Genomic DNA, 26,517 nt, shown 5'->3' on the forward strand with positions numbered 1-26,517 from the left:
AGCCTGACTCCATTGATGCAGTAAGGTATAATGAATAGTATTACTTGTGTGTTAAAGGAGTTATATTATGGAATATGAAGTGGTCATTCCGGCTGCAGGGCAAGGGAAAAGGATGAAAGCGGGCAAAAACAAACTGCTCCTTGAGTTGAATAGCTGTCCTGTCATCATTCATACATTGCGTGTTTTCGAGCATGACACCCGTTGTAAGGGAATCTATCTAGCCATACATCCATCAGAGCGACAGGTGTTCGAGTCCCTGTTGGAACGCTACGGCATCAAGAAGGTCGTGAAGCTTGTGGATGGTGGAGAAGAAAGACAACATAGTGTATACAATGCGTTGCTTGAGGTTGAACATGAGATTGTTCTCGTACATGACGGAGCAAGACCATTTATTAAAGAATCCACGATTCACCAATTAGTCGAAAAGACATATTCAACAGGGGCTGCCATTGCGGCGGTTCCTGTTAAAGATACGATCAAAAAAGTACTGGATGGCGAAGTCGAGGAAACGATTGAACGCTCAAGCTTGTGGATGGTCCAAACCCCACAAGCTTTTCGCGTTTCCGTTTTAACAAAGGCACATAAAGAAGCCGATCAAGATGGTTTCCTTGGTACAGATGATGCTTCACTGGTGGAAAGGTCGGACATTGAGGTCGCTGTCGTTGAAAGTGATTATGACAATATTAAACTGACAACACCTGAAGATCTATATTTTGCCGAGGCGATTTTGAAGAAGCGAGAGGAAATGAGTGGAGGAGAGAAACATGTTTAGGATCGGACAAGGATTTGATGTTCATCAGTTAGTGGAAGAGAGACCTCTTATCATGGGAGGCATTACGATTCCATATGAAAAGGGGTTAATGGGGCATTCAGATGCAGATGTCCTGTTGCATGCTGTAGCGGATGCGTGTTTAGGTGCCATTGCGGCAGGGGATATCGGGAAGCATTTTCCTGATACAGATCCCGAGTTCAAGGATGCAGATTCTGCAAAGCTTCTAGAGCATGTATGGGCCCTTGTGAAAAAGGAAGGCTATGAATTAGGGAATATCGATTGCACGATCATTGCCCAGAAACCTAAGATGGCTCCTTATATTGACGAAATGAGACAAAGCATCGCCACGTTACTGGAAGCGGATATGGCAGAAGTGAACGTTAAGGCCACGACTTCTGAGAAGCTTGGCTTTACTGGAAGAGGCGAAGGGATTGCCGCACAAACCACGATATTGATCAAAAAGAAGTAGGGGATAAATTCGCTTTATTCCCATACTTAACGGTGTTAAAATAGGTCAGAGACTTTAAACAGTAATCATTATAGGAGGAACATACATGACACAGGAAGTACGCGTCCGTTATGCCCCGAGTCCAACGGGTCATTTACATATTGGAAATGCAAGAACCGCTTTATTTAATTACCTATACGCCCGCAGCACAGGTGGAAAGTTCATCATCCGTATTGAAGACACGGATAAGAAACGTAATATCGAAGGTGGAGAAGAAAGTCAGCTTAAGTACCTTCAGTGGCTTGGGGTCGATTGGGATGAAAGTACCGATAAGCCGGGTGAATACGGACCTTATCGCCAATCCGAGCGTAATCATATATATGAGCAGTATTTAAATGAGCTGTTAGAAAGCGGACAGGCTTATAAGTGTTACTGTACGGAGGAAGAGCTGGAAGCGGAACGGGAAGCACAATCAGCATCAGGTCAAATGCCCCGCTACTCCGGAAAATGTCGTAACCTGACGAAAGAGGATCAGGAGAAATTAGCAGCAGAAGGCCGCAAGCCGAGCATTCGTTTCCGAGTACCCGCAGGCAAAGTATATTCCTTCAATGATATCGTGAAAGAGGATGTCTCATTTGAATCAGACGGTATCGGTGACTTTGTCATCGCGAAAAAGGACGGTACACCAACGTATAACTTTGCTGTTGCAGTCGATGATTATCTGATGAAAATTTCACATGTTCTTCGCGGAGAAGATCATATTTCGAATACACCGAAGCAGTTGATGATCTTTGAAGCATTTGGTTGGGAAGCACCTGTTTACGGGCATATGACATTGATCGTCAATGAAAGCCGTAAAAAATTGAGTAAGCGGGATGAAAGCATCATTCAGTTTATCGAGCAATACGAAGCATTAGGGTATTTACCAGAAGCTTTGTTTAACTTCATCGCCCTACTCGGCTGGTCTCCTAAAGGAGAAGAAGAGCTGTTTTCGAAAGATGAGTTCATTGAAATCTTTGATCCTGAACGTTTATCCACTTCTTCTGCCCTGTTCGATAATCAGAAGCTTACATGGATGAACAATCAGTACATGAAGAACTTGGAATTGGCTCAAGTGGTGGAGTTATCCCTTCCTCATTTAATCAGTGCGGGTAAATTGGATGAGAACATGTCCGATGAACAGCGCGAGTGGGCGAGCCGCGTCATTTCTTTATACCAGGAGCAAATGAGCTTCGGTGCTGAAATCGTGGAGCTGTCTGAAATGTTCTTCAAGACAGATCTTGAATATAATGAAGAGGCGAAAGCGGTACTCGAAGAAGAGCAAGTACCAGAAGTCCTTCAAGCTTTCTTGAACGAGATCGAGGCACTTGAAAAGTACGAAGCGGCAGAAATCAAATCCTCTATCAAAGCTGTCCAAAAATCGACTGGCCATAAAGGGAAGAAGCTGTTCATGCCGATCCGTGTAGCCGTTACAGGCCAGACACATGGCCCTGAATTGCCGAATGCCATTGAGCTTTTAGGGAAAGATACAGTTAAACATCGTCTTCAAAGTCTTTTAGGTTAACATTTTGGAGGATATGTAATATAGTAAGAGTATCAAGTCAAATGATATCGCGTTGATGAGGAGAAGTAAGAAAAGGATGCTTAGTAGAGAGAACCATCACCGGCTGAAAGTGGTTTAAGCCCCTCAATTTCTGAAATGCACCTCTGAGCCCGTTACTGAAATAGAGTAGGTAAAGGCGGTTTCCTACCGTTAACAGGATTCGAGTTGGAGAAGGTTTGTCTTCTCAATCAGAGTGGAACCGCGCCTTTAAAAGCGTCTCTGTCAGTTTATTGACAGAGGCGTTTTTTTATTGTTAACAGCTTATATTTTTAAAGAAGAAGGGGGATGGATCCAAATGTTTAAGTCGCTTAGGGAAGATATGGATGTGGTGTTTGATCAGGATCCGGCTGCGAGGAATTATGTGGAGGTCATCCTCACGTATTCGGGTCTTCATGCCATTTGGGCTCATCGCGTTGCCCATGCATTTTTTAAACGTAAATTCTTTTTTATTGCTCGGGTCATTTCACAGGTCAGCCGCTTCTTCACCGGAGTGGAGATCCACCCCGGAGCTAAGATCGGTCGTCGCTTCTTCATCGATCATGGAATGGGTGTGGTAATTGGCGAGACGTGTGAAATCGGAGACAATGTCACGCTCTTCCAAGGGGTCACCCTCGGTGGAACCGGGAAGGAAAAAGGGAAACGTCACCCGACGATCCAGGATAATGCATTGATTGCGACAGGAGCAAAAGTATTAGGATCGATCGTTGTTGGGGAAAATTCTAAGGTAGGGGCAGGATCCGTTGTCTTGAAAGATGTTCCGCCCAATTCAACCGTGGTCGGTATTCCCGGGAAGGTAGTCATTCAGGACGGAGTGAAGATACAGAAGGATCTGAATCACTGTGATCTGCCCGATCCGATGAACGACCGAATGAAACAACTTGAAAAAGAAGTGAATGAATTGAAATCATTATTAAGGGAATATGAGGGAAGGAGTCGATCATCATGACGATTCGTTTATATAACACACTGACAAGGCAGAAAGAGGAATTCAAACCCATGGAAGAGGGTAAAGTCAAAATGTATGTGTGCGGTCCGACGGTTTATAACTATATTCATATAGGAAATGCCCGTCCTGCGATTGTATTTGACACAGTGAGACGTTATCTGGAATACAGGGGATACGATGTTCAGTTCGTCTCTAACTTCACGGATGTGGACGATAAATTAATAAGAGCGGCAAAGGAACTGGGAGAAGATGTCCCGACGATTGCCAAGCGCTTTATCGATGCTTACTTCGAAGATACGGGAGCCCTCGGTTGCCGGAAAGCCGATGTACATCCGACTGTAACAGATAATATTGACACCATTGTTGAATTCATCACAGCCCTTGTAGAAAAAGGGTATGCCTATGAATCCCAGGGAGATGTTTACTATCGTACAAGAAAGTTTGATGGATACGGTAAGCTGTCTCATCAGCCTATTGATGAACTAAAAGCAGGAGCCCGCATCGATGTAGGGGACAAAAAAGAAGATGCCCTGGATTTCGTTTTATGGAAAGCGGCGAAAGAAGGGGAGATCTCCTGGGGGAGCCCGTGGGGTGAAGGACGCCCGGGCTGGCATATCGAATGTTCAGCTATGGCTAAGCGCTATTTGGGGGATACCATCGATATTCACGCAGGGGGACAGGATCTGACCTTCCCTCATCACGAGAATGAAATAGCCCAGTCAGAGGCCCTTACAGGCAAGTCATTCGCCAATTACTGGATGCACAATGGGTATATTAATATTGATAACGAGAAGATGTCGAAATCACTCGGCAATTTCGTGTTGGTTCACGACATTATTAAAGAACAAGATCCACAGGTACTTCGTTTCTTCATGCTATCCGTTCATTACCGTCATCCGATCAACTACAATCTAGAACTTCTGCAGAATGCAGAGACATCTTTAGATCGAATCAAGACAGCGTATGAAAATTTGAAGCATCGCAAGGAATCAAGTACAAACTTAACAGATAACAATCAGGAATGGCTGGACAAAATCCATGCGCTTAAAGCTCAATTCATTACGGACATGGATGATGATTTTAATACTGCCAATGGGATTTCCATTCTATTCGAACTATCAAGACAGGCGAATTATTATTTGATGGAGAAAAACACATCAACAGAAGTCATTGACGAGTTCCTGCACCGGTTTGAAGATTTCTTCTCTGTACTTGGACTGACGTTGCAGGAAGCGGGTATGTTGGACGAAGAAGTGGAAGAAATGATCGAAAAGCGTATTCAGGCGCGTAAAGACCGGAACTTCCAACTGGCAGATGAGATTCGTGACACACTGAAAGACATGGATATCATCCTGGAAGATACTCCTCAAGGCACCCGCTGGAAAAGGGGATCTTAATGCTATACGAGACAAACGAAAAAATCGACGCGAAACAAATCAATGCACTTGCACTGGCTTATATGGGGGATGCTGTATATGAAACATATGTACGGCAGCTCCTGTTAACCAAGGGTAAGATCAAACCGAATCAACTTCACAGGGCTGCGACGAAGTATGTGTCTGCTAAAGCGCAGGCGGCCATTCTCAGAACATTGTTCGATCAGGACCTCTTAACGGAAGAAGAGATATCGATTGTCAAGCGCGGCCGGAATGCAAAATCGGGGACAACGCCTAAAAACACGGATGTACAGACGTATAAACACAGTACTGCTTTTGAGGCTCTTATTGGATATTTGTTTTTACTTAATCGGACGGAGCGGTTAGAGGAACTGTTGAAGATCATTTTTGAACAAGCCCAGGCAGGAAAGGAGGAACAGAAATGAGTAAAGATTTTATCGGAGGAAGAAATCCCGTCATTGAAGCGTTAAAGTCAGGAAGGGATATTAATAAGATTTGGATAGCGGAAGGTTCACAGAAAGGTTCCATCCAGCAAATCGTCGGACTTGCCAAGGAATCCAATGTCATGGTCCAGTATGTACCAAAGAAGAAAATTGAGCAGATGGTATCGGAGAATCACCAAGGGGTCGTCGCTTCTGTGGCCGCTTATCAGTATGCTGAACTGGATGATTTATTTCAAAAGGCAGCACAAAAAGGGGAGGATCCTTTTATTCTGATCCTGGATGAATTGGAAGATCCCCATAACCTGGGATCCATCATGAGGACGGCTGATGCAGCGGGTGCCCATGGAATCATTATCCCGAAGCGAAGAGCGGTGGGACTTACTTCTACTGTAGCGAAGTCTTCCACTGGTGCGATTGAACATATTCCCGTGGCACGTGTGACGAATCTGTCGAGAGCGGTGGATGAATTGAAAGAACGCGGTGTATGGGTGGCAGGAACGGATGCTAAGGGTAAGCAGGATTTCCGCCAACTGGACGGTACGCTTCCTATCGGTTTAATTATCGGAAGTGAAGGAAAAGGGATGAGCCGCATTTTGCGGGATAAATGTGATTTCCTTGTTCAGTTGCCTATGATCGGTCATGTTACATCATTAAACGCTTCGGTGGCAGCTAGTATTTTAATGTATGAGGTTTATCGTAAACGCCACCCATTGGGAGAATAGGAAAGATGGATATCCTCCTTGTGGATGGCTATAACATAATCGGTGCCTGGCCGGAATTGAATGATTTGAAGCAGAAGGATTTAGCAGCGGCAAGAGACCGCCTGGTCGAACAAATGGCAGAATATCAAGGGTATACGGGCTACCGTGTCATTGTCATATTTGATGCATACTACGTACAGGGGATTGCCCGGAAATATCAAAATTATAAAGTGGAAGTGCTCTTCACCAAAGAAAATGAAACGGCAGATGAACGAATTGAAAGATTGGCTATTGAATTAAGCAATATCAAAACACAGATTCATGTAGCCACTTCTGATTTTACAGAGCAATGGGCCATCTTTGGGCAGGGAGCCCTTCGCAAATCAGCGAGGGAGCTCTTGACCGAGGTGGAAGTCATCGAAAAAAAGATTGAAAGAAAAGTAAGGAATTCAAGTGAGAAACGGCCGGCTTCCAAGATCCAATTATCAGAAGAAGTTGCTGAAATTTTCGAAAAATGGCGCCGCGGGGAACAATGATAGGTTGACGATTGAATTTTCTGTAATGTATAATATTTCTATCTATTGTTTTGCTCGGGGGGATGCGTGTGAGCAATATCATCAGGACAGAAGCATTTGATAATCGATTAGAAGGCATGGATGATGAAGAGATAATAGAAGCCGTCCATCAGGGTCACAGCGAAGCACTCGATTTTTTAATCAGGAAATATCGTAATTTCGTTAGAGCGAAAGCCCGCTCGTATTTTTTAATCGGGGCAGATAAGGAAGATATCGTCCAGGAGGGTATGATTGGATTATACAAGGCAATCCGTGATTATAAGGAGGACAAGCTGACTTCTTTTAAAGCGTTTGCAGAGCTTTGTATCACAAGACAAATCATTACAGCCATCAAGACAGCCACGAGACAGAAGCACATACCACTGAATTCGTATGTTTCACTTGATAAACCCATTTATGATGATGAATCTGACCGAACGCTATTAGATGTCATTTCAGGTGCGAAAGTAATGGATCCGGAAGCGCTCATTATCAATCGCGAAGAATTCGATAATATGGAAGATAAGATGGCCCAGCTGTTAAGCGATCTTGAGAGGAAAGTACTGGCCCTTTATTTGGACGGGCAGTCCTATCAGGAGATATCAGAAGAGCTTAACCGTCATGTGAAATCCATCGACAATGCCTTACAGCGAGTGAAACGGAAGCTTGAACGATACTTGGAAGTTCGCGAAATAACGATGTAAAGTCATATTGACACATTTTGGTGGTCGTGTTATTTTTGATAGGACTTACTATGTATAGTATAGGTGGAATATATGACTACTAAACTAATACTGGCTTGTACGGTATGCGGTTCCAGGAATTATTCCGTGCCGGGAAACCGTAATCAGGCCGTTCGATTAGAATTAAAGAAATTCTGTAATACATGTAATGCTCACACCCTACACAAAGAGACTAAATAGTGTAGAAGTCTTGCGTATTGATATTAGTTGGAGGTTACTAACGGATGTTTAAATTCTTTCGCAATGTTGCATCGGAAATGAGAAAGGTCAGCTGGCCTAAACGTAAAGAGTTAACGCGCTATACGATCACCGTTATTACGACAGTGGTATTTGTTGCCCTTTTCTTTGCTGTTATCGACCTGGGCATCTCAGAACTTATGCGATTGATCATTGGTTCTAAGTAAGAGAAACATAGAATTAGTTGTATATATACCATGAAAGCATGGTATAATGAATGTTAATAGAGTACATGACCTTAGAGCCCGTTATCTTTTTACGGGTTTTTTCATTTGGAGAAAAAAGGCGAATGAGTATTCTTAAATAGCGAGGAGGGACGGACGTTTAGTCCTATGAGATGGAGAAGAATTGGTATGTAGTCCATACTTATTCAGGATATGAGAACAAGGTGAAAGCGAACCTTGAGAAGCGTGTTGAAACGATGGGGATGCAAGATAAGATCTTCCGCGTGATCGTACCTGAAGAAGAAGAGACGGATTATAAGAATGGCAAGAAGAAAGTAATTAAAAAGAAGGTATTTCCCGGTTATGTAATTGTGGAAATCGTCATGACGGATGATTCGTGGTATGTCGTCCGAAATACACCTGGAGTGACCGGTTTCGTCGGTTCATCAGGACACGGTTCAAAGCCTACACCATTATTGCCGGAAGAAGTGACAAATCTTCTGAAACAAATGGGTATGACAGAGAAAAAGGTAGAGTTCGACTTCGAATTAGGAGAAACAGTAAAAGTAAACGAAGGTCCATTTGCGAACTTTACAGGCTCGATCGAAGAGATTGATAATGCGAAAGCAAAAGTAAAGGTACACGTCAATATGTTTGGTAGAGATACCCCGGTAGAACTGGATTTCTCCCAAATAGATAAATTATAATGGAAAAGAACTTGAAATCATTCTGAAAAAATGGTACTATTTCATAAGTCAGTGCGTCTCCACAAAGAGATACTGAAACTAATAGACGTTCTTTATGTTGATAAAGACATTTTTTACATTTGAGTGGGAGGGTGAAAAACCCAATAACCACATCACGGACTTAAGGAGGTGTGTCTCGTGGCTAAAAAAGTTATCAAAATGGTTAAATTGCAGATTCCTGCCGGTAAAGCTAATCCAGCTCCACCAGTTGGTCCTGCACTAGGTCAAGCAGGTGTTAACATCATGGGATTCTGTAAGGAATTCAATGCTCGTACAGCAGATCAAGCTGGCTTAATCATTCCTGTTGAAATCACGGTATTTGAAGACCGTTCATTTACATTCATCACAAAAACTCCACCCGCTGCTGTTCTTCTTAAGAAAGCTGCAGGTATCGAGTCTGGTTCAGGCGAACCAAACAGCAAGAAAGTGGCAACACTTAAACGCGATAAAGTACGTGAAATTGCTGAAACAAAAATGCCTGACTTAAATGCAGCTAGTGTTGAATCAGCTATGCGCATGGTAGAAGGAACTGCGCGCAGCATGGGTATCGTCATCGAAGACTAATCCCTGCTTCGTTAAAGTAGAGGTTCCTGTTGAACGAGGTTGCGATGATGAAATGTACGTTTCACTCGCAACCTTATTTCGTGGGAGGTTATTCCGCTAAAACCACATATAGGAGGAAATTTAAAATGGCTAAAAAAGGTAAAAAGTTTCTTGATGCTCAAAAGCTTGTAGATCGTACTACAGCTTATTCAGTGGAAGAAGCAATCGAACTAGTTAAGAAAACAAACTTCGCTAAGTTTGACGCAACGATCGAAGTAGCGTTCCGCTTAGGTGTAGATACACGTAAAAACGACCAGCAAATCCGTGGAGCAGTTGTACTTCCACACGGAACTGGTAAAACTCAAAAAGTTCTTGTATTCGCTAAAGGCGAAAAAGCAAAAGAAGCAGAAGCTGCTGGCGCTGATTTCGTAGGTGATGCTGAACTTATCAACAAGATCAACCAAGGTTGGTTCGAGTTCGACGTAATCGTTGCAACTCCAGACATGATGGGTGAAGTTGGTAAACTTGGTCGCGTATTGGGGCCTAAAGGTTTAATGCCAAACCCTAAAACTGGAACAGTAACATTCGACGTAACGAAAGCTGTTAATGAAATCAAAGCCGGTAAAGTTGAATACCGTGCTGACAAATCAGGTAACGTTCACGTTCCTGTTGGAAAGGTTTCATTCGACAATGAAAAGCTTGTTGAAAACTTTGCTACAATGTATGAAACAATGCTTAAAGTTAAACCTGCCGCTGCAAAAGGAACTTACATGAAAAATGTTTCTGTAACTTCTACAATGGGACCTGGCGTTAAAGTCGACCCTTCAACTTTCGCAGTTAAGGCATAATTTGGTATTGACTTACTGAGGACTAGTGATTATAATTAGTTCTGTTGTAAAAAACGAATACATTTGTACCGTAGACAGTAGGGGCTCACTGTGAGCTTAATATCCTGCCGAGGTAATTGCGATAAAATAACCGCTTATAGCGTGTTTGCAATGCCCTTATGTCTACCTTGATATAAGGGCATTTTTTATTGGATGACGGTATAAATGTTCATCAGTCAATCTACAGGAGGTGTAATGATGAGCAGCATTCTAGATCAAAAGAAACACATCGTTGGAGAAATCTCTGACAAGCTAAAAAACAGTGTATCTACAATCGTTGTAGATTACCGTGGCCTAGACGTTTCGGAACTAACTGAGCTTCGTAAACAACTTCGTGAAGCTGGCATCGAGTTCAAAGTGTACAAAAACACTATGGTACGTCGTGCGGCAGAAGAAGCTGGTCTTGAAGGGTTAAACGAATTCTTAACTGGTCCTAACGCAATTGCGTTCAGTACAGAAGAAGTAGTTGCACCTGCAAAGATTCTTAACAGCTTTGCTAAAGAACACGAAGCACTTGAAATCAAAACGGGTGTCATCGAAGGAACAATCACTTCAGTTGAGGATGTTAAAGCAATCGCTGAACTTCCAAACCGCGAAGGACTTCTTTCTATGCTACTCAGCGTGCTTCAAGCACCAATGCGCAACTTTGCGTTGGCAACAAAAGCCGTTGCAGATCAAAAAGAAGAGCAAGGCGCGTAAGCTAAAGCAAGTCGTTTAAATAAAAAAATTAAGCAAACATCACAAGGAGGAAATTTAAAATGAGTAAAGAGCAAATCATTGACGCGATTAAAGAAATGTCAGTTCTTGAATTAAATGATCTAGTTAAAGCAATCGAAGAAGAATTCGGAGTAACTGCTGCTGCACCTGTAGCTGCTGCTGCTGGTGGCGCTGACGCTGCTGCAGAACAAACTGAATTCGACCTAATTCTTGAGAGCGCTGGAGCTCAAAAAATCAAGGTTATCAAAGTTGTTCGTGAAATCACAGGTCTTGGCCTTAAAGAAGCGAAAGAAATGGTTGATAACACTCCTAAAGCTCTTAAAGAAGGTATTGCTAAAGAGGAAGCTGAAGAACTTAAAGCTAAACTTGAAGAAGTTGGAGCTGGCGTAGAAGTTAAGTAATGATTGTATAGATGAAAAGCTCGCTATATTTGGCGGGCTTTTTTCTTGTCTGGCATCTATCTCTGCTCTATTTTGGAAAAGATGGTTACCAGGCGGGATCTATCAATGGATGGAGATGATATAATGACCAATCACTATTATTCCCGTAACCCGGATGTGGAAAGTAACCCAGGGATGATTGCCTTTGAATTAAGGGGACAGACATTCCGTTTTAAGACAGACCAGGGCGTCTTCTCAAAAAAGGAAGTCGACTTTGGTTCAAGAGCCTTGATTGAAACGTTTGAATTACCTGATGTTAAGGGACCTTTACTTGATGTCGGCTGCGGTTATGGCCCGGTTGGATTATCCTTGGCTAAAGATCTTAGTGATCGGACGGTCCATATGATCGATGTAAACGAGAGGGCTCTATCTTTAGCGAAAGAAAATGCTGGGGAAAATAAAGTTCAAAACGTTAAAGTCTATCAAAGTGACCGATATACAAATGTCGTTGAAAAGGGATTTGCCGCTATTTTAACGAACCCTCCGATACGAGCAGGAAAAGAAACGGTTCATTCGATTCTCGAGAACAGTTACGAACATCTGGTGGAACGTGGAGAATTGTGGGTCGTTATTCAAAAGAAGCAAGGTGCTCCCTCTGCCATGGATAAAATGGAAAAAATCTTTTCAAACGTAGAAGTCGTCGTGAGAAAAAAGGGATACTATGTATTGAAATCTGTAAAAGAAATCCGTTGACGTAGCTTATCTGCTATGATAACATTATAAAATGCAAAAATATTAATTTCCGGTATTATGTCCATATGTATACACATTGGATAAATTGGAAAAGATTATAAAATAATAGTTCGTCATTTGAAAATGAGGTTTTATCATTAAAACCCTTTTTCTTTTTGTCTTGTGTAGAGTAGTAATCCTACTTTAAGGCATATAGACACAACCAAAACGCTTGATTTGAGGGGTGAATCAGTTGACAGGTCAACTAGTTCAGTATGGACGACACCGCCAACGCAGAAGTTTTGCGCGTATCAGTGAAGTTTTAGAATTACCGAATTTAATCGAAATTCAAACTTCCTCGTATCAATGGTTTCTTGATGAGGGGTTAAGAGAAATGTTCCGTGACATTTCTCCGATTGAGGACTTCACTGGTAATCTCTCTTTGGAATTTATTGATTATAGTCTGGGAGAGCCAAAGTACTCGGTGGAAGAATCAAAGGAAAGAGATGTTACTTACTCTGCACCGCTTAGAGTAAAAGTCCGTCTTGTGAACAAGGAAACAGGAGAAGTAAAAGATCAAGACGTATTTATGGGTGATTTCCCATTAATGACAGAGACAGGTACTTTTGTCATCAATGGTGCTGAGCGCGTTATCGTATCTCAGCTAGTACGTTCACCTAGTGTTTACTTTAGCGGAAAAGTAGATAAAAACGGAAAGAAAGGGTTTACTGCTACCGTTATACCAAACCGCGGAGCTTGGCTTGAGTATGAAACAGATGCAAAAGATGTTGTATATGTGCGAATTGATCGAACTCGCAAACTACCGGTAACGGTTCTTTTACGTGCCCTTGGGTTTGGCTCTGATCAAGAAATCATCGATTTGATCGGTGATAATGAGTACATTCGTAACACGCTCGAGAAAGACAACACGGAAGGTATCGACAAGGCATTGCTTGAGATTTATGAGCGTCTGCGTCCAGGAGAGCCTCCTACAGTAGAAAATGCTAAAAGTTTACTCGTTTCTCGTTTCTTTGATCCTAAGCGTTATGACTTAGCAAACGTTGGACGTTACAAAATGAACAAAAAGCTACACATTAAGAATCGTTTATTCGGTCAGACTCTAGCAGAAACTCTAGCAGATCCGGAAACGGGCGAGATTCTTGCAGAGAAAGGCACGATTCTTGACCGTCGCGCCCTGGATAAGGTCATCCCTTATTTAGAAAACGGCATTGGTTTCAAAAACTACCAACAGTCCGGCGGCGTATTAGAAGAAGACGTAGTTCTTCAATCTATCAAAATCTATTCTCCTACCGAAGAGGGAGATTTTGAAATCAACGTAATCAGCAATGCGTATGTTGAAGAAGAGGTTAAGTACATTACACCTGCAGATATCATCTCTTCCATTTCTTACTTCTTTAACTTATTACATGGAGTAGGACTGACAGATGATATTGACCATTTAGGTAACCGTCGTTTACGTTCGGTTGGTGAATTGCTTCAGAACCAATTCCGTATCGGTTTATCACGTATGGAACGTGTGGTCCGTGAAAGAATGTCCATTCAGGACACGAACACGATCACGCCTCAACAACTGATCAACATCCGTCCTGTTATTGCATCCATTAAAGAGTTCTTTGGAAGCTCTCAATTGTCTCAATTCATGGATCAAACGAATCCCCTTGCAGAATTAACGCACAAACGTCGTCTTTCTGCTTTAGGGCCCGGTGGATTAACGCGTGAACGTGCTGGATTCGAAGTGCGTGACGTCCATTATTCCCACTATGGTCGTATGTGTCCGATTGAAACACCTGAGGGTCCGAACATCGGACTGATCAACTCACTTTCCTCCTTTGCGAAAGTGAATAAATTCGGCTTTATTGAAACGCCGTATCGTCGCGTCGATCCCGATACCGGAAAAGTAACCGATCGTATCGATTACTTGACAGCAGACGAAGAAGATAACTATGTAGTGGCACAGGCGAACGCACGTCTTGGAGATGACGGCGCATTCCTTGATGAAGAAGTCATCTCCCGTTTCCGCGGTGAGAACACGGTCATCAAGCGTGAACGTCTCGACTACATGGATGTATCTCCTAAACAAGTAGTATCAGCTGCGACAGCATGTATTCCATTCTTAGAAAACGATGACTCCAACCGTGCTCTAATGGGAGCGAACATGCAGCGTCAAGCAGTACCTTTGATGAATCCGGAATCACCGATCGTCGGAACAGGTATGGAACACGTATCTGCGAAAGACTCCGGTGCAGCCGTGATCTGTAAATACGAAGGTATCGTGGAAAAAGTTGAAGCGAAACAAGTTTGGGTGCGTCGTGTGAAAGAAATCGATGGTCAGGAAGTAAAAGGTGACCTCGATAAGTATCGTATGCAGAAATTCATCCGTTCCAACCAGGGTACATGTTACAACCAGCGTCCGATCGTAAGTGAAGGTGACCGTGTAGTGAAAGGCGAAATCCTTGCTGATGGTCCTTCCATGGAGAAAGGTGAACTCGCCTTAGGACGTAACGTCATGGTTGGATTCATGACTTGGGACGGTTACAACTATGAAGATGCGATCATCATGAGTGAGCGTCTTGTAAAAGACGATGTCTATACTTCTATTCATATTGAAGAATATGAGTCTGAGTCCCGTGATACGAAATTGGGACCTGAAGAAATCACTCGTGATATTCCTAACGTTGGTGAAGATGCACTTCGCAATCTTGATGAACGTGGAATCATCCGCATCGGTGCTGAAGTTAAAGATGGCGACCTGCTTGTTGGTAAAGTAACGCCTAAGGGTGTAACAGAGCTGACTGCTGAAGAGCGTCTACTTCATGCAATCTTCGGTGAGAAGGCCCGTGAAGTCCGGGATACATCCCTTCGCGTGCCACACGGCGGCGGCGGAATCATCCTTGATGTGAAAGTCTTCAACCGTGAAGATGGGGATGAATTACCACCAGGTGTAAACCAGCTTGTACGTGTATATATCGTTCAGAAACGTAAGATTTCTGAAGGTGACAAAATGGCTGGTCGTCACGGTAACAAAGGTGTTATCTCAAGAATCCTTCCTGAAGAAGACATGCCGTTCTTACCAGACGGCACACCGATTGATATCATGCTTAACCCACTAGGGGTACCATCACGTATGAATATCGGTCAGGTGCTGGAGCTTCACTTGGGAATGGCAGCAAGATACCTCGGTATTCATGTCGCTTCACCAGTATTTGATGGAGCGCGTGAGGAAGATGTATGGGCAACAATTGAAGAAGCAGGTATGGCACGCGATGCCAAAACCGTTCTTTACGATGGTAGAACGGGTGAACCGTTTGATAACCGTGTATCAGTTGGTATCATGTATATGATCAAACTTGCACACATGGTTGATGACAAACTTCACGCACGTTCAACCGGTCCTTACTCACTTGTTACGCAACAGCCACTCGGTGGTAAAGCTCAATTCGGTGGACAGCGTTTCGGTGAGATGGAGGTTTGGGCACTTGAAGCTTACGGTGCTGCTTACACTCTACAAGAAATTCTAACAGTTAAGTCCGATGACGTAGTGGGTCGTGTGAAAACATACGAAGCCATCGTCAAGGGTGAAAACGTTCCTGAACCTGGCGTTCCGGAATCATTCAAAGTTCTGATCAAAGAGCTTCAAAGTTTAGGTATGGATGTTAAGATCCTCTCTAGTAACGAAGAAGAAATCGAAATGCGCGACTTAGAGGATGAAGAAGAAGTACAACAAGCAGACACGCTAAATATCTCTGAATCTAAAGCACAGGAATCCGAGACAGTAGGGTCTAAAGAATAAATTTAGAGCAATTAGGGTTAGAGCCTGTAGATTAAAAGGGAGGTAGGCCCCTTGCTAGATGTAAATAATTTTGAGTATATGAAAATTGGTTTAGCTTCCCCCGATAAGATCCGTTCGTGGTCTTTCGGGGAAGTTAAAAAGCCCGAAACCATTAACTATCGTACGTTAAAACCAGAAAAAGATGGTTTGTTCTGTGAACGTATCTTCGGTCCTACGAAGGACTGGGAATGTCACTGTGGTAAATACAAGCGTGTCCGCTATAAAGGCGTCGTTTGTGACCGCTGTGGTGTCGAAGTAACAAAGGCTAAAGTTCGTCGTGAACGTATGGGTCACATTGAACTTGCTGCCCCTGTATCTCACATCTGGTACTTCAAAGGAATCCCAAGCCGTATGGGTCTTGTTTTAGACATGTCTCCGCGTGCTTTGGAAGAAGTCATTTACTTCGCTTCCTATGTTGTAACAGAGCCAGGTGACACGGCTCTTGAAAGAAAGCAACTTCTTTCTGAAAAAGAATACCGTGCATACCGTGAGAAGTACGGAGTGAAATTCCAAGCTGCAATGGGAGCGGAAGCAATTAAAAAGCTTCTGCAGGACATTGACCTGGATAAAGAAGCTGATTTCTTGAAGGAAGAACTGAAAACAGCCCAAGGTCAACGCCGTACCCGTGCAATCAAGCGTTTGGAAGTTGTGGAATCTTTCAGAAACTCAGGGAATGATCCGGACTGGATGATCCTTGATGTCCTTCCTGTCATTCCTCCGGAGCTTCGCCCGATGGTTCAACTTGACGGTGGACGCTTTGCGACTTCTGACTTAAATGATCTTTATCGTCGTGTCATTAATCGTAATAACCGTCTTAAGCGTTTATTGGACCTTGGTGCTCCAAGCATCATCGTTCAAAATGAGAAGCGTATGCTACAAGAAGCGGTGGATGCTTTAATTGATAATGGTCGTCGCGGCCGTCCAGTTACTGGACCGGGTAACCGTCCATTAAAATCCCTTTCACATATGCTTAAAGGGAAGCAAGGTCGTTTCCGTCAGAACCTTCTTGGTAAACGTGTTGACTATTCCGGCCGTTCTGTAATCGTAGTTGGACCTAACCTTAAGATGTACCAATGTGGTCTTCCTAAGGAAATGGCTCTTGAGTTATTCAAACCATTCGTCATGAAAGAACTCGTCGAAAAAGGATTGGCTCACAACATCAAGAGTGCCAAACGCAAGATTGAACGCGTCCAGCCGGAAGTCTGGGATGTATTAGAAGGCGTCATCAAAGAACATCCGGTATTGTTAAACCGTGCACCTACTCTTCACAGACTAGGGATTCAAGCATTTGAACCTACACTTGTCGAAGGTAGAGCGATCCGTCTTCACCCACTTGTATGTACAGCATACAATGCGGATTTTGATGGTGACCAAATGGCGGTTCACGTACCACTATCTTCTGAAGCTCAAGCTGAAGCGCGCATGCTGATGCTTGCTGCCCAAAACATTCTAAATCCGAAAGACGGTAAACCGGTTGTTACTCCGTCCCAGGATATGGTATTAGGTAACTATTACCTGACACTTGAACGTGAAAACGCTGTTGGTGAAGGTATGATCTTCAATGATGCAAATGAAGTCATCCTTGCTTATCAAAATGGTTATGTACACTTGCATACCCGTATTGCGATTCATGCAAGCACCATCAACAATCAAACGTTCACCGAGAAGCAAAACAAACAACTATTATTAACAACGGTTGGTAAAGTGATCTTCAACGAAATCTTGCCGGATACATTCCCGTTCATTAACGAACCAACAAGAACGAACTTGGAAGTTGCGACTCCTGAGAACTACTTTGTTGATCCGTCAACAAACGTTAAGGAAGTATTCCAAAGCCGTGAGTTAATCAATCCGTTCAAAAAAGGTTTCTTAGGAAATATCATCGCGGAAGTGTTCAAGAAGTTTGCCATCACGGAAACGTCTCGTATGCTTGATAAGATGAAGGACCTTGGATTCAAATATTCTACAAAAGCCGGTATTACGGTTGGTATCGCAGATATCGTCGTACTAGCGGAAAAAGAAAAGATCTTGATCGAAGCGCAAAGTAAAGTAGACAACGTATTGAAACAATTCAAACGTGGTCTCATTACAGAGGATGAAAGATACGATCGCGTTATTTCCATCTGGAGTGCTGCGAAAGATACGATTCAAGGTAAGTTAATGGCGACACTGGATAAACGTAACCCGATCTTCATGATGAGTGACTCAGGTGCCCGTGGTAATGCATCCAACTTCACTCAGCTTGCAGGTATGCGTGGACTGATGGCCAACCCGGCTGGTCGTATCATTGAGTTACCGATCAAATCAAGTTTCCGTGAAGGTCTGACGGTTCTTGAGTACTTCATCTCTACCCATGGTGCCCGTAAAGGTCTTGCCGATACGGCACTGAAAACAGCTGACTCAGGATATCTGACACGTCGACTTGTTGATGTGGCCCAGGATGTCATCGTTCGTGAAGAAGACTGCGGAACGGACAGAGGCCTACTCGTAGGCTCCATTAAAGAGGGTACGGAAATCATCGAACCTCTTGAAGAACGTTTACTCGGTCGTTACTCACGTAAGACGTTACGTCACCCTGAGACAGATGAAATCATCATTATAGAAAATCAGCTGATCACAGAAGACTTGGCTAAGACTATCATTGATGCTGGTGTCGAACATGTTTCGATCCGTTCTGCCTTCACATGTAACACAAGACACGGTGTATGTGAAAAATGTTACGGAACGAACCTTGCAACAGGTCAAAAAGTCGAAGTCGGGGAAGCTGTTGGTATCATCGCTGCACAATCCATCGGGGAACCGGGCACTCAGTTAACGATGCGTACGTTCCATACTGGTGGGGTTGCAGGAGACGATATCACTCAAGGTTTGCCTCGTATCCAAGAGATATTCGAAGCGCGTAACCCTAAAGGTCAAGCGGTCATTTCTGAAATCGATGGTGTAATCACGTCCATCAGTGAAGGAAAAGATCGCCAGTATGAAATTACCGTACAAGGTGACGTGGAAACGAGAAGTTACACAGCTCCTTACACAGCGCGCTTGAAGTTCGCTGTGAACGATAAAGTCATACGCGGTCAGGAAATCACTGAAGGTTCAATTGATCCTAAAGAACTTCTTAAAGTTCGTGATGTATCAGCCGTTCAAGAATACTTGCTGCGCGAAGTACAAAAGGTATACCGTATGCAAGGGGTTGAAATCGGCGACAAACACGTTGAAGTCATGGTTCGTCAAATGATGCGTAAAGTTCGTGTTATCGACGCTGGTGAATCCGAAGTACTACCAGGTACTCTTATGGATATCCACCAATTCAGAGATGCGAATGAGAAAGCATTGTTCGGCGGCAAACTTCCGGCAACAGGACGCCCTGTACTGCTTGGAATTACCAAAGCTTCGCTTGAAACGGATTCCTTCTTGTCCGCAGCATCATTCCAGGAGACAACTCGTGTGTTGACGGACGCTGCGATTAAAGGAAAACGTGATGAGTTACTTGGATTGAAAGAAAATGTAATCATTGGTAAACTGGTTCCAGCTGGAACAGGTATGGAACGTTACCGCAAGGCAGAACCGGTATTAGCAGAAGATACTAGTGAAGAAACAGTAACAGTAGAGTAATCTATTTAGGCTAACTCTTAGGCAGGTTTGATTGCTCAAACATCAGTCTTAAGAGTTAGCTTTTATAAATCTTTCAAATCTATGTTGACATAGAGCTTTTAAGATGATAATATATTCAAGGTTGCTCCTATTAATAACCTGTTACTTTGGAGGATATGAAATGTCTTATGAAAAAGTAGCGCAGGCTAAAGAAATTATTGTAGGAACAAAGCAAGCAGTGAAAGCTCTAAAAACAGGTCATGTACTCGAAGTTGTAATTGCGGAGGATGCTGATCCCAAGGTTACAGCAAAAGTAGTTCAGGCCGCGATTGATCTTAATGTACCGGTTAACAAAGTGGATTCGATGAAGAAACTTGGAAAATCGTGCGGAATAGATGTTGGAGCAGCAGCTGTTGCGATTATACAGTAAAATAGTTTTTGTAGAAGGATCTACAAAAACTTTACTTTTACCCAAAAAAGAACCACCTGGATGTGTGGGCTTACCAAATAAGAAGGGAGGAAAACAAAATGCCAACTATTAACCAATTAGTTCGCAAGCCTCGTCAGTCAAAATCAACTAAATCAAAGTCACCAGCTCTTAACAAAGGTTATAACAGCTTTAAGAAGGTGCACACGAACTTGTCTTCTCCACAAAAACGTGGTGTATGTACTCGTGTTGGTACAATGACTCCAAAGAAACCGAACTCGGCGCTACGTAAATATGCACGTGTTCGTTTAACGAATGGAATCGAGGTTACTGCTTACATTCCTGGTATCGGGCACAACCTTCAAGAGCACAGTGTTGTTCTTATCCGTGGAGGACGTGTAAAGGATTTACCGGGAGTACGTTATCACATCGTACGTGGTGCACTTGATACAGCTGGAGTTGACGGCCGTATGCAAGGACGTTCTAAATACGGAACTAAGCGCCCTAAAGCAGCTAAAAAATAATCAAACTACTATAAATTCATTTCTCGTTGAAAGGAGGAAATCACATGCCACGTAAAGGTCCTGTAGCAAAAAGAGACGTTTTACCTGATCCAATGTACAATTCTAAACTAGTTACTCGTTTAATCAATAAAATCATGATTGACGGTAAAAGAGGTAAAGCTCAAAAGAAATTATACGCAGCGTTTGATATCATTAGCGAGCGTTCAGGTAAAGATGCAATGGAAGTATTCGATGCAGCTTTAAAAAATATCATGCCGGTATTGGAAGTAAAAGCTCGTCGTGTAGGTGGTTCAAACTATCAAGTACCTGTAGAGGTGCGTCCAGAGCGTCGTACTACATTAGGTCTTCGTTGGTTAGTAAACTACTCTCGTCTTCGCGGTGAGAAGACAATGGAAGAGCGTTTAGCTAACGAAATCCTTGATGCAGCTAACAACACTGGAGCTTCTGTCAAGAAGCGTGAAGATACACACAAGATGGCTGAAGCGAACAAAGCGTTTGCTCACTATCGTTGGTAATCTGACCTTAATCAAACAAATCATTCTTTTATAAGGAAGGAGAAAGACCGCATGCCTAGAGAGTTCTCCTTAGAAAACACTCGTAATATCGGTATCATGGCTCACATCGATGCCGGTAAAACAACTGCAACTGAGCGTATCCTATTTTATACAGGTCGTATCCATAAAATCGGAGAAACTCACGAAGGTGCTTCTCAAATGGACTGGATGGAGCAAGAGCAGGAACGTGGTATCACTATCACTTCTGCTGCGACGACAGCCCAATGGAAAGGCCATCGTATCAACATCATCGATACACCGGGTCACGTAGACTTCACTGTTGAAGTTGAACGTTCCCTGCGTGTACTTGATGGTGCAGTAGCAGTACTTGATGCTCAATCTGGTGTTGAGCCTCAAACTGAAACTGTATGGCGCCAAGCAACAACTTACGGGGTTCCCCGTGTTGTGTTCGTTAACAAAATGGACAAAATCGGTGCTGACTTCCTTTACTCTGTAGGTACACTACATGAGCGTCTACAAGCTAATGCACATCCTGTTCAGCTTCCAATCGGTGCTGAGGATGACTTCGAAGGAATCATCGACTTAGTAGAAATGAAAGCTTACTTCTATGAAGATGACCTTGGAACTCGCGCAGAAGCTCGTGACATTCCTGAAGAGTACAAAGATCAAGCTGAAGAATACCGTGGAAAACTAATTGAAGCGGTATCTGAACTTGATGAAGAGCTTATGATGAAGTACTTAGAAGGTGAAGAGCTTACAAACGATGAGCTTAAAGCAGCTATCCGTACAGCAACTCTAACTGTAGAGTTCTATCCAGTAGTCTGTGGGTCTGCCTTCAAAAACAAAGGGGTTCAATTACTAATTGACTCAGTTATCGATTATCTTCCAGCACCAACAGATGTTGAAGATATCAAAGGTTTTGTTCCTGATTCAGAAGAAGAAGTTACTCGTCCTTCAACAGACGATGCACCATTCTCTGCTTTAGCGTTCAAAGTTGCAACTGACCCTTATGTTGGTAAATTAACATTCTTCCGTGTGTACTCAGGAACATTAGATTCTGGTTCATATGTAAGAAACTCTTCTAAAGGTAAACGTGAACGCGTAGGACGTATCCTGCAAATGCACGCTAACTCCCGTGAAGAGATCTCCACTGTTTACGCTGGGGACATTGCAGCAGCAGTTGGTCTGAAGGATACAAGTACTGGAGATACACTATGTGATGAAAAGAGCCTTGTTATCTTAGAATCCATGGTATTCCCAGAGCCGGTTATCTCTCTATCTGTTGAGCCTAAATCAAAGGCTGACCAAGATAAAATGACGACTGCTCTTCAAAAACTTCAAGAGGAAGATCCAACATTCCGCGCTCACACTGACCAGGAAACTGGACAGGTTATCATCGCGGGTATGGGTGAGCTTCACTTAGATATCATCGTTGACCGTATGAGACGTGAATTCAAAGTAGAAGCAAACGTAGGTGCTCCTCAAGTATCTTACCGTGAGACTTTCCGTGATACGGCTAAAGTTGAAGGTAAGTTCGCCCGTCAATCTGGTGGACGTGGACAATTCGGACACGTTTGGATCGAATTCTCACCTAACGAAGAAGGTAAAGGATTCGAATTCGAGAACGGTATCGTCGGTGGTGTAGTTCCTCGTGAATACATCCCTGCTGTACAAGCCGGTCTAACTGACGCTTTAGAAAATGGTGTCTTAGCTGGTTTCCCACTTGTTGATGTTAAAGCAAGATTATTCGATGGTTCATACCATGACGTCGACTCCTCTGAGATGGCGTTCAAAATCGCTGCATCAATGGCCCTTAAGAATGCTGCTTCTAAATGTAAGCCGGTCATCCTTGAGCCGATGATGAAAGTTGAGGTTGTTATCCCTGAGGAATACCTTGGAGATATCATGGGTGACGTTACTTCCCGTCGTGGACGCGTAGAAGGTATGGAAGCACGCGGTAACGCTCAAGTCGTTAAAGCGTTCGTACCTCTATCAGAAATGTTTGGATATGCAACTTCCCTTCGTTCTAATACACAAGGGCGCGGAACATACTCCATGCACTTCGATCACTACGAAGAAGTACCTAAATCGATTTCAGAAGAAATCATCAAAAAAAATAAAGGTGAATAATTGATTTATTCGCTTTTATAAAGTATAAATACTAATGTAAGCAATTGTTGTGTCAGAGATGGTTTTCACTGTCTCTGAGACACCCAACATATACTTATTTTCTTTAAAATCAAAGGAGGATTTTCAAATGGGTAAGGAAAAATTTGATCGTTCCAAGCAACATGCGAATATCGGTACAATCGGTCACGTTGACCATGGTAAAACAACTCTAACAGCTGCAATCACAACTACACTTCACAAGAAGTATGGTCGTGGAACTGCAATGGCATATGACCAAATCGACGGTGCTCCAGAAGAAAGAGAACGTGGAATCACAATCTCTACTGCGCACGTTGAGTACGAAACTGATACTCGTCACTATGCACACGTTGACTGCCCAGGACATGCTGACTATGTTAAGAACATGATCACTGGTGCTGCACAAATGGATGGTGGGATCCTAGTAGTTTCTGCTGCTGACGGCCCAATGCCACAAACTCGTGAACACATCCTTCTTTCTCGTCAAGTAGGTGTTCCATACCTAGTTGTATTCATGAACAAATGTGACATGGTAGACGACGAAGAACTACTTGAATTAGTAGAAATGGAAGTTCGTGACCTTCTTTCTGAGTACGATTTCCCTGGCGATGACGTACCAGTAATCAAAGGTTCTGCTCTTAAAGCTCTTGAAGGAGATGCTGAGTGGGAAGCGAAAATCTTCGAACTTATGGAAGCTGTAGATAGCTACATCCCAACTCCAGAGCGTGACACTGATAAGCCATTCATGATGCCTGTTGAGGATGTATTCTCAATCACAGGTCGTGGTACAGTTGCTACTGGTCGTGTTGAGCGTGGACAAGTTAAAGTTGGAGACACTATCGACATCATCGGTCTTTCTGAAGAACCAAAATCTACTACTGTAACAGGTGTAGAAATGTTCCGTAAGCTTCTTGACTATGCTGAAGCTGGAGACAACATCGGTGCACTACTTCGTGGTGTAGCTCGTGAAGATATCCAACGTGGACAAGTACTTGCTAAGCCAGGTACAATCACTCCACACACAAAGTTCAAAGCAGAAGTTTATGTTCTTTCTAAAGAAGAAGGTGGACGTCACACTCCATTCTTCACTAACTACCGCCCACAGTTCTACTTCCGTACAACTGACGTAACTGGTATCTGTAACCTTCCTGAAGGTGTAGAAATGGTTATGCCTGGCGATAACATCGAAATGACTGTTGAGCTTATCGCTCCAATCGCTATCGAAGAAGGTACTAAGTTCTCTATCCGTGAGGGTGGACGTACTGTAGGTGCTGGAGTAGTAGCTACAATCACTGAGTAATCTTTGATATCAAAAACAGATGGACACCATGTCCATCTGTTTTTTTGTGTGCAAAATTATATTAATGGGAAGATAAGTATATTCAAAACTATATGTAATATAAGGGACTTAAAAATCGCTTTGTTGCACCGCTGTTGATTTCCGTGCAAGACTTCGCTTTCCTCGGGCGGAAGGCGAGCCTCCTCGTCACTGTCGCTCCTGCGGGGTCTCACCTATTCCGCTTTTCCCGTAGGAGTCTCCGTCTTGCACTCCAATCAACAGCTAGCATCTGCAGAATAAGTGCTGGGTGGTTCAAATAAATAAAATTTATATCCTATGCCGATTCAAAAAGAAGAACGACCTTTCAATTTCACACTTTATTCCACCACTTTCTGTTTTATGACTTCGACTCTAGATCCAACAAGGGTAAATAATAAAATTTGCGACTTTCTTCTATATAAGTAAGGTGATTTGATTATTCTTAATGGCTCTCATGAAGTTAAGGTTACTATCACCTTTTTATATAAAAGAGATAATAAGAATTCATTTATGAATTCTTATATTTAAAACCCATTGTTGATTGGAACGGAAGGCAGCTTGACTCCTGCGGGAAATGTGGGATAGGTACGAAAAGCGGAGGCGGCTTGGTCAGGCCCGACAAGCATAAGGCGAATCAACCGGAAAGGCGTTCTTTGCCTTTTTGGTTGATTTGACTTATGACCTCGAGGGACTAGCCGCCGGAGCTGGATCTTGAGACCCCGCAGGGCGAAGCCCGAGGAGGCTCACCGCCAGCCCCGCGGAAAGCGAGCCTGCAGTGGAAATCAACAGGCACACACTCATGAACATGTATATAGGTAAATCCAAATTGCAAGGTATTATTGCAGCAAAAAGTTATGTATTGGTCGTTATATTAAATATTGTGAAAATACCACATAACCTTGAAAATATCCCCGTTCGTTTGTATAATAGAGAAAGTGTGCAAAACATAAAGAAATTGCAAGAAACCCTTGCTTCTTCTGGGTGTTTTAGTTATAATAGACAATGTTGGTCTTTGACTGCGATGAAACAGAAGGTTGCTGACACACACGGCCGCTTTGCCATGGCGAGTGTGTGGGAAATTTCTGTGGAGAATGTCTATTCAAAAATAGGCGATAAAGGAGGGAAAATAATGGCAAAACAAAAGATTCGTATCCGTTTAAAGGCTTATGATCACAGGATTCTTGATCAATCAGCTGAGAAAATTGTTGAAACAGCAAAACGTTCTGGTGCGGCGGTTTCAGGACCGATCCCACTACCGACTGAAAAGTCTATTTATACAATTTTACGTGCTGTGCACAAATACAAAGATTCTCGTGAGCAATTCGAAATGCGTACTCACAAACGCTTAATCGACATTGTAAACCCAACACCTCAAACAGTTGATGCGCTTATGCGTTTAGACTTACCATCAGGTGTAGATATCGAAATCAAACTTTAATTCATAAAAACCATAATAATTAGGAGGTGTGACTTATGACCAAAGGAATCTTAGGAAGAAAGATTGGTATGACTCAAGTTTTCGCTGAAAACGGTGATCTTATCCCTGTAACTGTTATCGAAGCTGCTCAAAACGTGGTACTTCAAAAGAAATCTACAGACGTTGATGGCTACGAAGCTATCCAAGTAGGTTTTGAAGACAAACGTGAAAAGCTTTCTAACAAACCAGAGAGAGGCCACGTTGCTAAAGCTGAAACTGCTCCTAAGCGCTTCATCCGTGAAATCCGCGGTGTAAACGTAGAAGAGTACGAAGTTGGTCAAGAAGTCAAAGTTGATATTTTCGCTGCAGGCGAAATCGTAGATGTAACAGGAGTTTCAAAAGGTAAAGGTTTCCAAGGTGCTATCAAGCGTCACAACCAATCACGCGGACCTATGTCCCATGGTTCTCGTTACCACCGTCGTCCCGGTTCAATGGGTCCTGTTGATCCAAACCGTGTATTCAAAGGTAAATTACTACCTGGACGTATGGGCGGAGAGCAAATTACAATTCAAAACCTTGAAATTGTAAAAGTAGATGCTGAACGTAACCTTATCTTAGTCAAAGGTAATGTACCTGGACCTAAGAAACAACTGATCAAAGTAAAGTCTGCTATTAAAGCAAACTAATAGAACTTTTCAAGAAAGGAGGAAACAA

At 43.0% G+C, this 26,517-nt stretch carries 26 protein-coding genes and 2 other annotated features; all 26 genes read left to right on the forward strand.

Going from position 1 to position 26,517, the window contains the following annotated elements; all coding sequences use genetic code 11:
- Window positions 1-67 precede the first annotated feature (67 nt).
- The 26 genes from ispD (at window position 68) to rplC (ending at window position 26,489) form a co-directional block, all read left to right on the forward strand.
- Window positions 68-772, forward strand: coding sequence for a 2-C-methyl-D-erythritol 4-phosphate cytidylyltransferase (gene ispD, locus AC0VXY_RS00615; RefSeq protein WP_435994241.1), 705 nt, complete (start codon window positions 68-70; stop codon window positions 770-772).
- Window positions 765-1,241, forward strand: a complete 477-nt coding sequence (gene ispF / locus AC0VXY_RS00620; RefSeq protein ID WP_435994239.1) for a 2-C-methyl-D-erythritol 2,4-cyclodiphosphate synthase — start codon at window positions 765-767, stop codon at window positions 1,239-1,241. Before ispD ends, ispF begins: the two co-directional genes overlap by 8 nt.
- Before the next feature lie 85 nt (window positions 1,242-1,326).
- The gene (gene gltX, locus AC0VXY_RS00625) at window positions 1,327-2,784 is read left to right on the forward strand and encodes a glutamate--tRNA ligase (protein WP_475526605.1); all 1,458 of its coding nucleotides are present in this window, start codon (window positions 1,327-1,329) and stop codon (window positions 2,782-2,784) included.
- 43 nt (window positions 2,785-2,827) lie between these two features.
- Window positions 2,828-3,047, forward strand: a binding site (T-box leader).
- 71 nt (window positions 3,048-3,118) lie between these two features.
- Window positions 3,119-3,769, forward strand: coding sequence for a serine O-acetyltransferase (cysE, locus tag AC0VXY_RS00630; RefSeq protein WP_435994235.1), 651 nt, complete (start codon window positions 3,119-3,121; stop codon window positions 3,767-3,769).
- Window positions 3,766-5,166, forward strand: coding sequence for a cysteine--tRNA ligase (gene cysS / locus AC0VXY_RS00635; protein WP_475526606.1), 1,401 nt, complete (start codon window positions 3,766-3,768; stop codon window positions 5,164-5,166). The genes cysE and cysS overlap by 4 nt, the downstream gene beginning before the upstream one ends.
- Window positions 5,166-5,591, forward strand: coding sequence for a Mini-ribonuclease 3 (locus tag AC0VXY_RS00640; RefSeq protein ID WP_435994232.1), 426 nt, complete (start codon window positions 5,166-5,168; stop codon window positions 5,589-5,591). The genes cysS and AC0VXY_RS00640 overlap by 1 nt, the downstream gene beginning before the upstream one ends.
- Entirely contained in the window at window positions 5,588-6,331 is a 744-nt protein-coding gene (gene rlmB, locus AC0VXY_RS00645) for a 23S rRNA (guanosine(2251)-2'-O)-methyltransferase RlmB (RefSeq protein WP_475526607.1), read from the forward strand. The genes AC0VXY_RS00640 and rlmB overlap by 4 nt, the downstream gene beginning before the upstream one ends.
- A gap of 5 nt (window positions 6,332-6,336) precedes the next feature.
- Window positions 6,337-6,846, forward strand: coding sequence for an NYN domain-containing protein (locus AC0VXY_RS00650; RefSeq protein WP_435994228.1), 510 nt, complete (start codon window positions 6,337-6,339; stop codon window positions 6,844-6,846).
- Between the two features lie 62 nt (window positions 6,847-6,908).
- Entirely contained in the window at window positions 6,909-7,568 is a 660-nt protein-coding gene (gene sigH / locus AC0VXY_RS00655; RefSeq protein ID WP_397545354.1) for an RNA polymerase sporulation sigma factor SigH, read from the forward strand.
- A 72-nt stretch (window positions 7,569-7,640) separates the two neighbouring features.
- A complete protein-coding gene (gene rpmG, locus AC0VXY_RS00660) occupies window positions 7,641-7,787 on the forward strand; it encodes a 50S ribosomal protein L33 (protein ID WP_079534455.1) in 147 nt (48 codons plus the stop codon).
- Between the two features lie 44 nt (window positions 7,788-7,831).
- Window positions 7,832-8,011, forward strand: coding sequence for a preprotein translocase subunit SecE (gene secE / locus AC0VXY_RS00665; RefSeq protein WP_044340513.1), 180 nt, complete (start codon window positions 7,832-7,834; stop codon window positions 8,009-8,011).
- Between the two features lie 170 nt (window positions 8,012-8,181).
- Window positions 8,182-8,715, forward strand: a complete 534-nt coding sequence (gene nusG, locus AC0VXY_RS00670) for a transcription termination/antitermination protein NusG (RefSeq protein ID WP_435994225.1) — start codon at window positions 8,182-8,184, stop codon at window positions 8,713-8,715.
- Between the two features lie 177 nt (window positions 8,716-8,892).
- Window positions 8,893-9,318 (forward strand): 50S ribosomal protein L11, encoded by a 426-nt coding sequence (rplK, locus tag AC0VXY_RS00675; protein WP_032085258.1) that lies wholly within the window; start codon window positions 8,893-8,895, stop codon window positions 9,316-9,318.
- Between the two features lie 125 nt (window positions 9,319-9,443).
- Complete coding sequence (gene rplA, locus AC0VXY_RS00680) at window positions 9,444-10,145, forward strand: 50S ribosomal protein L1 (RefSeq protein ID WP_435994222.1); 702 nt, start codon at window positions 9,444-9,446, stop codon at window positions 10,143-10,145.
- Window positions 10,146-10,195: 50 nt separating this feature from the next.
- Window positions 10,196-10,340, forward strand: a sequence feature (ribosomal protein L10 leader region).
- A 42-nt stretch (window positions 10,341-10,382) separates the two neighbouring features.
- Complete coding sequence (gene rplJ, locus AC0VXY_RS00685; protein ID WP_060674140.1) at window positions 10,383-10,883, forward strand: 50S ribosomal protein L10; 501 nt, start codon at window positions 10,383-10,385, stop codon at window positions 10,881-10,883.
- Between the two features lie 59 nt (window positions 10,884-10,942).
- Entirely contained in the window at window positions 10,943-11,302 is a 360-nt protein-coding gene (gene rplL / locus AC0VXY_RS00690; protein WP_060674138.1) for a 50S ribosomal protein L7/L12, read from the forward strand.
- A gap of 123 nt (window positions 11,303-11,425) precedes the next feature.
- Window positions 11,426-12,034 carry a class I SAM-dependent methyltransferase gene (locus AC0VXY_RS00695; RefSeq protein ID WP_475526609.1) on the forward strand — a complete coding sequence of 203 codons (609 nt, stop codon included), beginning with the start codon at window positions 11,426-11,428 and terminating at the stop codon, window positions 12,032-12,034.
- A gap of 232 nt (window positions 12,035-12,266) precedes the next feature.
- The gene (gene rpoB, locus AC0VXY_RS00700) at window positions 12,267-15,824 is read left to right on the forward strand and encodes a DNA-directed RNA polymerase subunit beta (protein ID WP_475526610.1); all 3,558 of its coding nucleotides are present in this window, start codon (window positions 12,267-12,269) and stop codon (window positions 15,822-15,824) included.
- A gap of 51 nt (window positions 15,825-15,875) precedes the next feature.
- Window positions 15,876-19,475 (forward strand): DNA-directed RNA polymerase subunit beta', encoded by a 3,600-nt coding sequence (rpoC, locus tag AC0VXY_RS00705; protein WP_435994216.1) that lies wholly within the window; start codon window positions 15,876-15,878, stop codon window positions 19,473-19,475.
- 160 nt (window positions 19,476-19,635) lie between these two features.
- Window positions 19,636-19,884: a 50S ribosomal protein L7ae-like protein gene (locus tag AC0VXY_RS00710; protein ID WP_034765997.1), complete on the forward strand. Its 249-nt coding sequence runs from the start codon at window positions 19,636-19,638 to the stop codon at window positions 19,882-19,884.
- Window positions 19,885-19,982: 98 nt separating this feature from the next.
- On the forward strand, window positions 19,983-20,405 hold the full coding sequence (rpsL, locus tag AC0VXY_RS00715; protein ID WP_034765995.1) for a 30S ribosomal protein S12: 423 nt from the start codon (window positions 19,983-19,985) through the stop codon (window positions 20,403-20,405).
- A gap of 44 nt (window positions 20,406-20,449) precedes the next feature.
- Window positions 20,450-20,920, forward strand: coding sequence for a 30S ribosomal protein S7 (rpsG, locus tag AC0VXY_RS00720; protein ID WP_034765993.1), 471 nt, complete (start codon window positions 20,450-20,452; stop codon window positions 20,918-20,920).
- Window positions 20,921-20,971: 51 nt separating this feature from the next.
- A complete protein-coding gene (gene fusA / locus AC0VXY_RS00725; protein WP_435994213.1) occupies window positions 20,972-23,050 on the forward strand; it encodes an elongation factor G in 2,079 nt (692 codons plus the stop codon).
- Window positions 23,051-23,177: 127 nt separating this feature from the next.
- Window positions 23,178-24,368 (forward strand): elongation factor Tu, encoded by a 1,191-nt coding sequence (gene tuf, locus AC0VXY_RS00730; RefSeq protein WP_034765989.1) that lies wholly within the window; start codon window positions 23,178-23,180, stop codon window positions 24,366-24,368.
- A gap of 1,147 nt (window positions 24,369-25,515) precedes the next feature.
- Window positions 25,516-25,824, forward strand: a complete 309-nt coding sequence (gene rpsJ / locus AC0VXY_RS00735; protein WP_034676072.1) for a 30S ribosomal protein S10 — start codon at window positions 25,516-25,518, stop codon at window positions 25,822-25,824.
- 35 nt (window positions 25,825-25,859) lie between these two features.
- Window positions 25,860-26,489, forward strand: a complete 630-nt coding sequence (gene rplC, locus AC0VXY_RS00740; protein ID WP_060674124.1) for a 50S ribosomal protein L3 — start codon at window positions 25,860-25,862, stop codon at window positions 26,487-26,489.
- Window positions 26,490-26,517: the final 28 nt, after the last annotated feature.

Source organism: Rossellomorea sp. QJM3NY_18 (assembly GCF_056173145.1).

Bases quoted from the DNA above. Each gene is read 5' to 3' on its own strand.
- rplC (WP_060674124.1), top strand. From the start codon at position 25,860: ATGACCAAAGGAATCTTAGGAAGAAAGATTGGTATGACTCAAGTTTTC.
- rpsG (WP_034765993.1), top strand. From the start codon at position 20,450: ATGCCACGTAAAGGTCCTGTAGCAAAAAGAGACGTTTTACCTGATCCA.
- cysE (WP_435994235.1), top strand. From the start codon at position 3,119: ATGTTTAAGTCGCTTAGGGAAGATATGGATGTGGTGTTTGATCAGGAT.
- AC0VXY_RS00650 (WP_435994228.1), top strand. From the start codon at position 6,337: ATGGATATCCTCCTTGTGGATGGCTATAACATAATCGGTGCCTGGCCG.
- ispF (WP_435994239.1), top strand. From the start codon at position 765: ATGTTTAGGATCGGACAAGGATTTGATGTTCATCAGTTAGTGGAAGAG.
- cysS (WP_475526606.1), top strand. From the start codon at position 3,766: ATGACGATTCGTTTATATAACACACTGACAAGGCAGAAAGAGGAATTC.
- tuf (WP_034765989.1), top strand. From the start codon at position 23,178: ATGGGTAAGGAAAAATTTGATCGTTCCAAGCAACATGCGAATATCGGT.
- rpsL (WP_034765995.1), top strand. From the start codon at position 19,983: ATGCCAACTATTAACCAATTAGTTCGCAAGCCTCGTCAGTCAAAATCA.
- rpsJ (WP_034676072.1), top strand. From the start codon at position 25,516: ATGGCAAAACAAAAGATTCGTATCCGTTTAAAGGCTTATGATCACAGG.
- ispD (WP_435994241.1), top strand. From the start codon at position 68: ATGGAATATGAAGTGGTCATTCCGGCTGCAGGGCAAGGGAAAAGGATG.
- rplL (WP_060674138.1), top strand. From the start codon at position 10,943: ATGAGTAAAGAGCAAATCATTGACGCGATTAAAGAAATGTCAGTTCTT.
- sigH (WP_397545354.1), top strand. From the start codon at position 6,909: ATGCGTGTGAGCAATATCATCAGGACAGAAGCATTTGATAATCGATTA.
- fusA (WP_435994213.1), top strand. From the start codon at position 20,972: ATGCCTAGAGAGTTCTCCTTAGAAAACACTCGTAATATCGGTATCATG.
- AC0VXY_RS00710 (WP_034765997.1), top strand. From the start codon at position 19,636: ATGTCTTATGAAAAAGTAGCGCAGGCTAAAGAAATTATTGTAGGAACA.
- rpmG (WP_079534455.1), top strand. From the start codon at position 7,641: ATGACTACTAAACTAATACTGGCTTGTACGGTATGCGGTTCCAGGAAT.
- gltX (WP_475526605.1), top strand. From the start codon at position 1,327: ATGACACAGGAAGTACGCGTCCGTTATGCCCCGAGTCCAACGGGTCAT.
- AC0VXY_RS00640 (WP_435994232.1), top strand. From the start codon at position 5,166: ATGCTATACGAGACAAACGAAAAAATCGACGCGAAACAAATCAATGCA.
- secE (WP_044340513.1), top strand. From the start codon at position 7,832: ATGTTTAAATTCTTTCGCAATGTTGCATCGGAAATGAGAAAGGTCAGC.
- rplJ (WP_060674140.1), top strand. From the start codon at position 10,383: ATGAGCAGCATTCTAGATCAAAAGAAACACATCGTTGGAGAAATCTCT.
- rlmB (WP_475526607.1), top strand. From the start codon at position 5,588: ATGAGTAAAGATTTTATCGGAGGAAGAAATCCCGTCATTGAAGCGTTA.
- nusG (WP_435994225.1), top strand. From the start codon at position 8,182: ATGGAGAAGAATTGGTATGTAGTCCATACTTATTCAGGATATGAGAAC.
- rplA (WP_435994222.1), top strand. From the start codon at position 9,444: ATGGCTAAAAAAGGTAAAAAGTTTCTTGATGCTCAAAAGCTTGTAGAT.
- AC0VXY_RS00695 (WP_475526609.1), top strand. From the start codon at position 11,426: ATGACCAATCACTATTATTCCCGTAACCCGGATGTGGAAAGTAACCCA.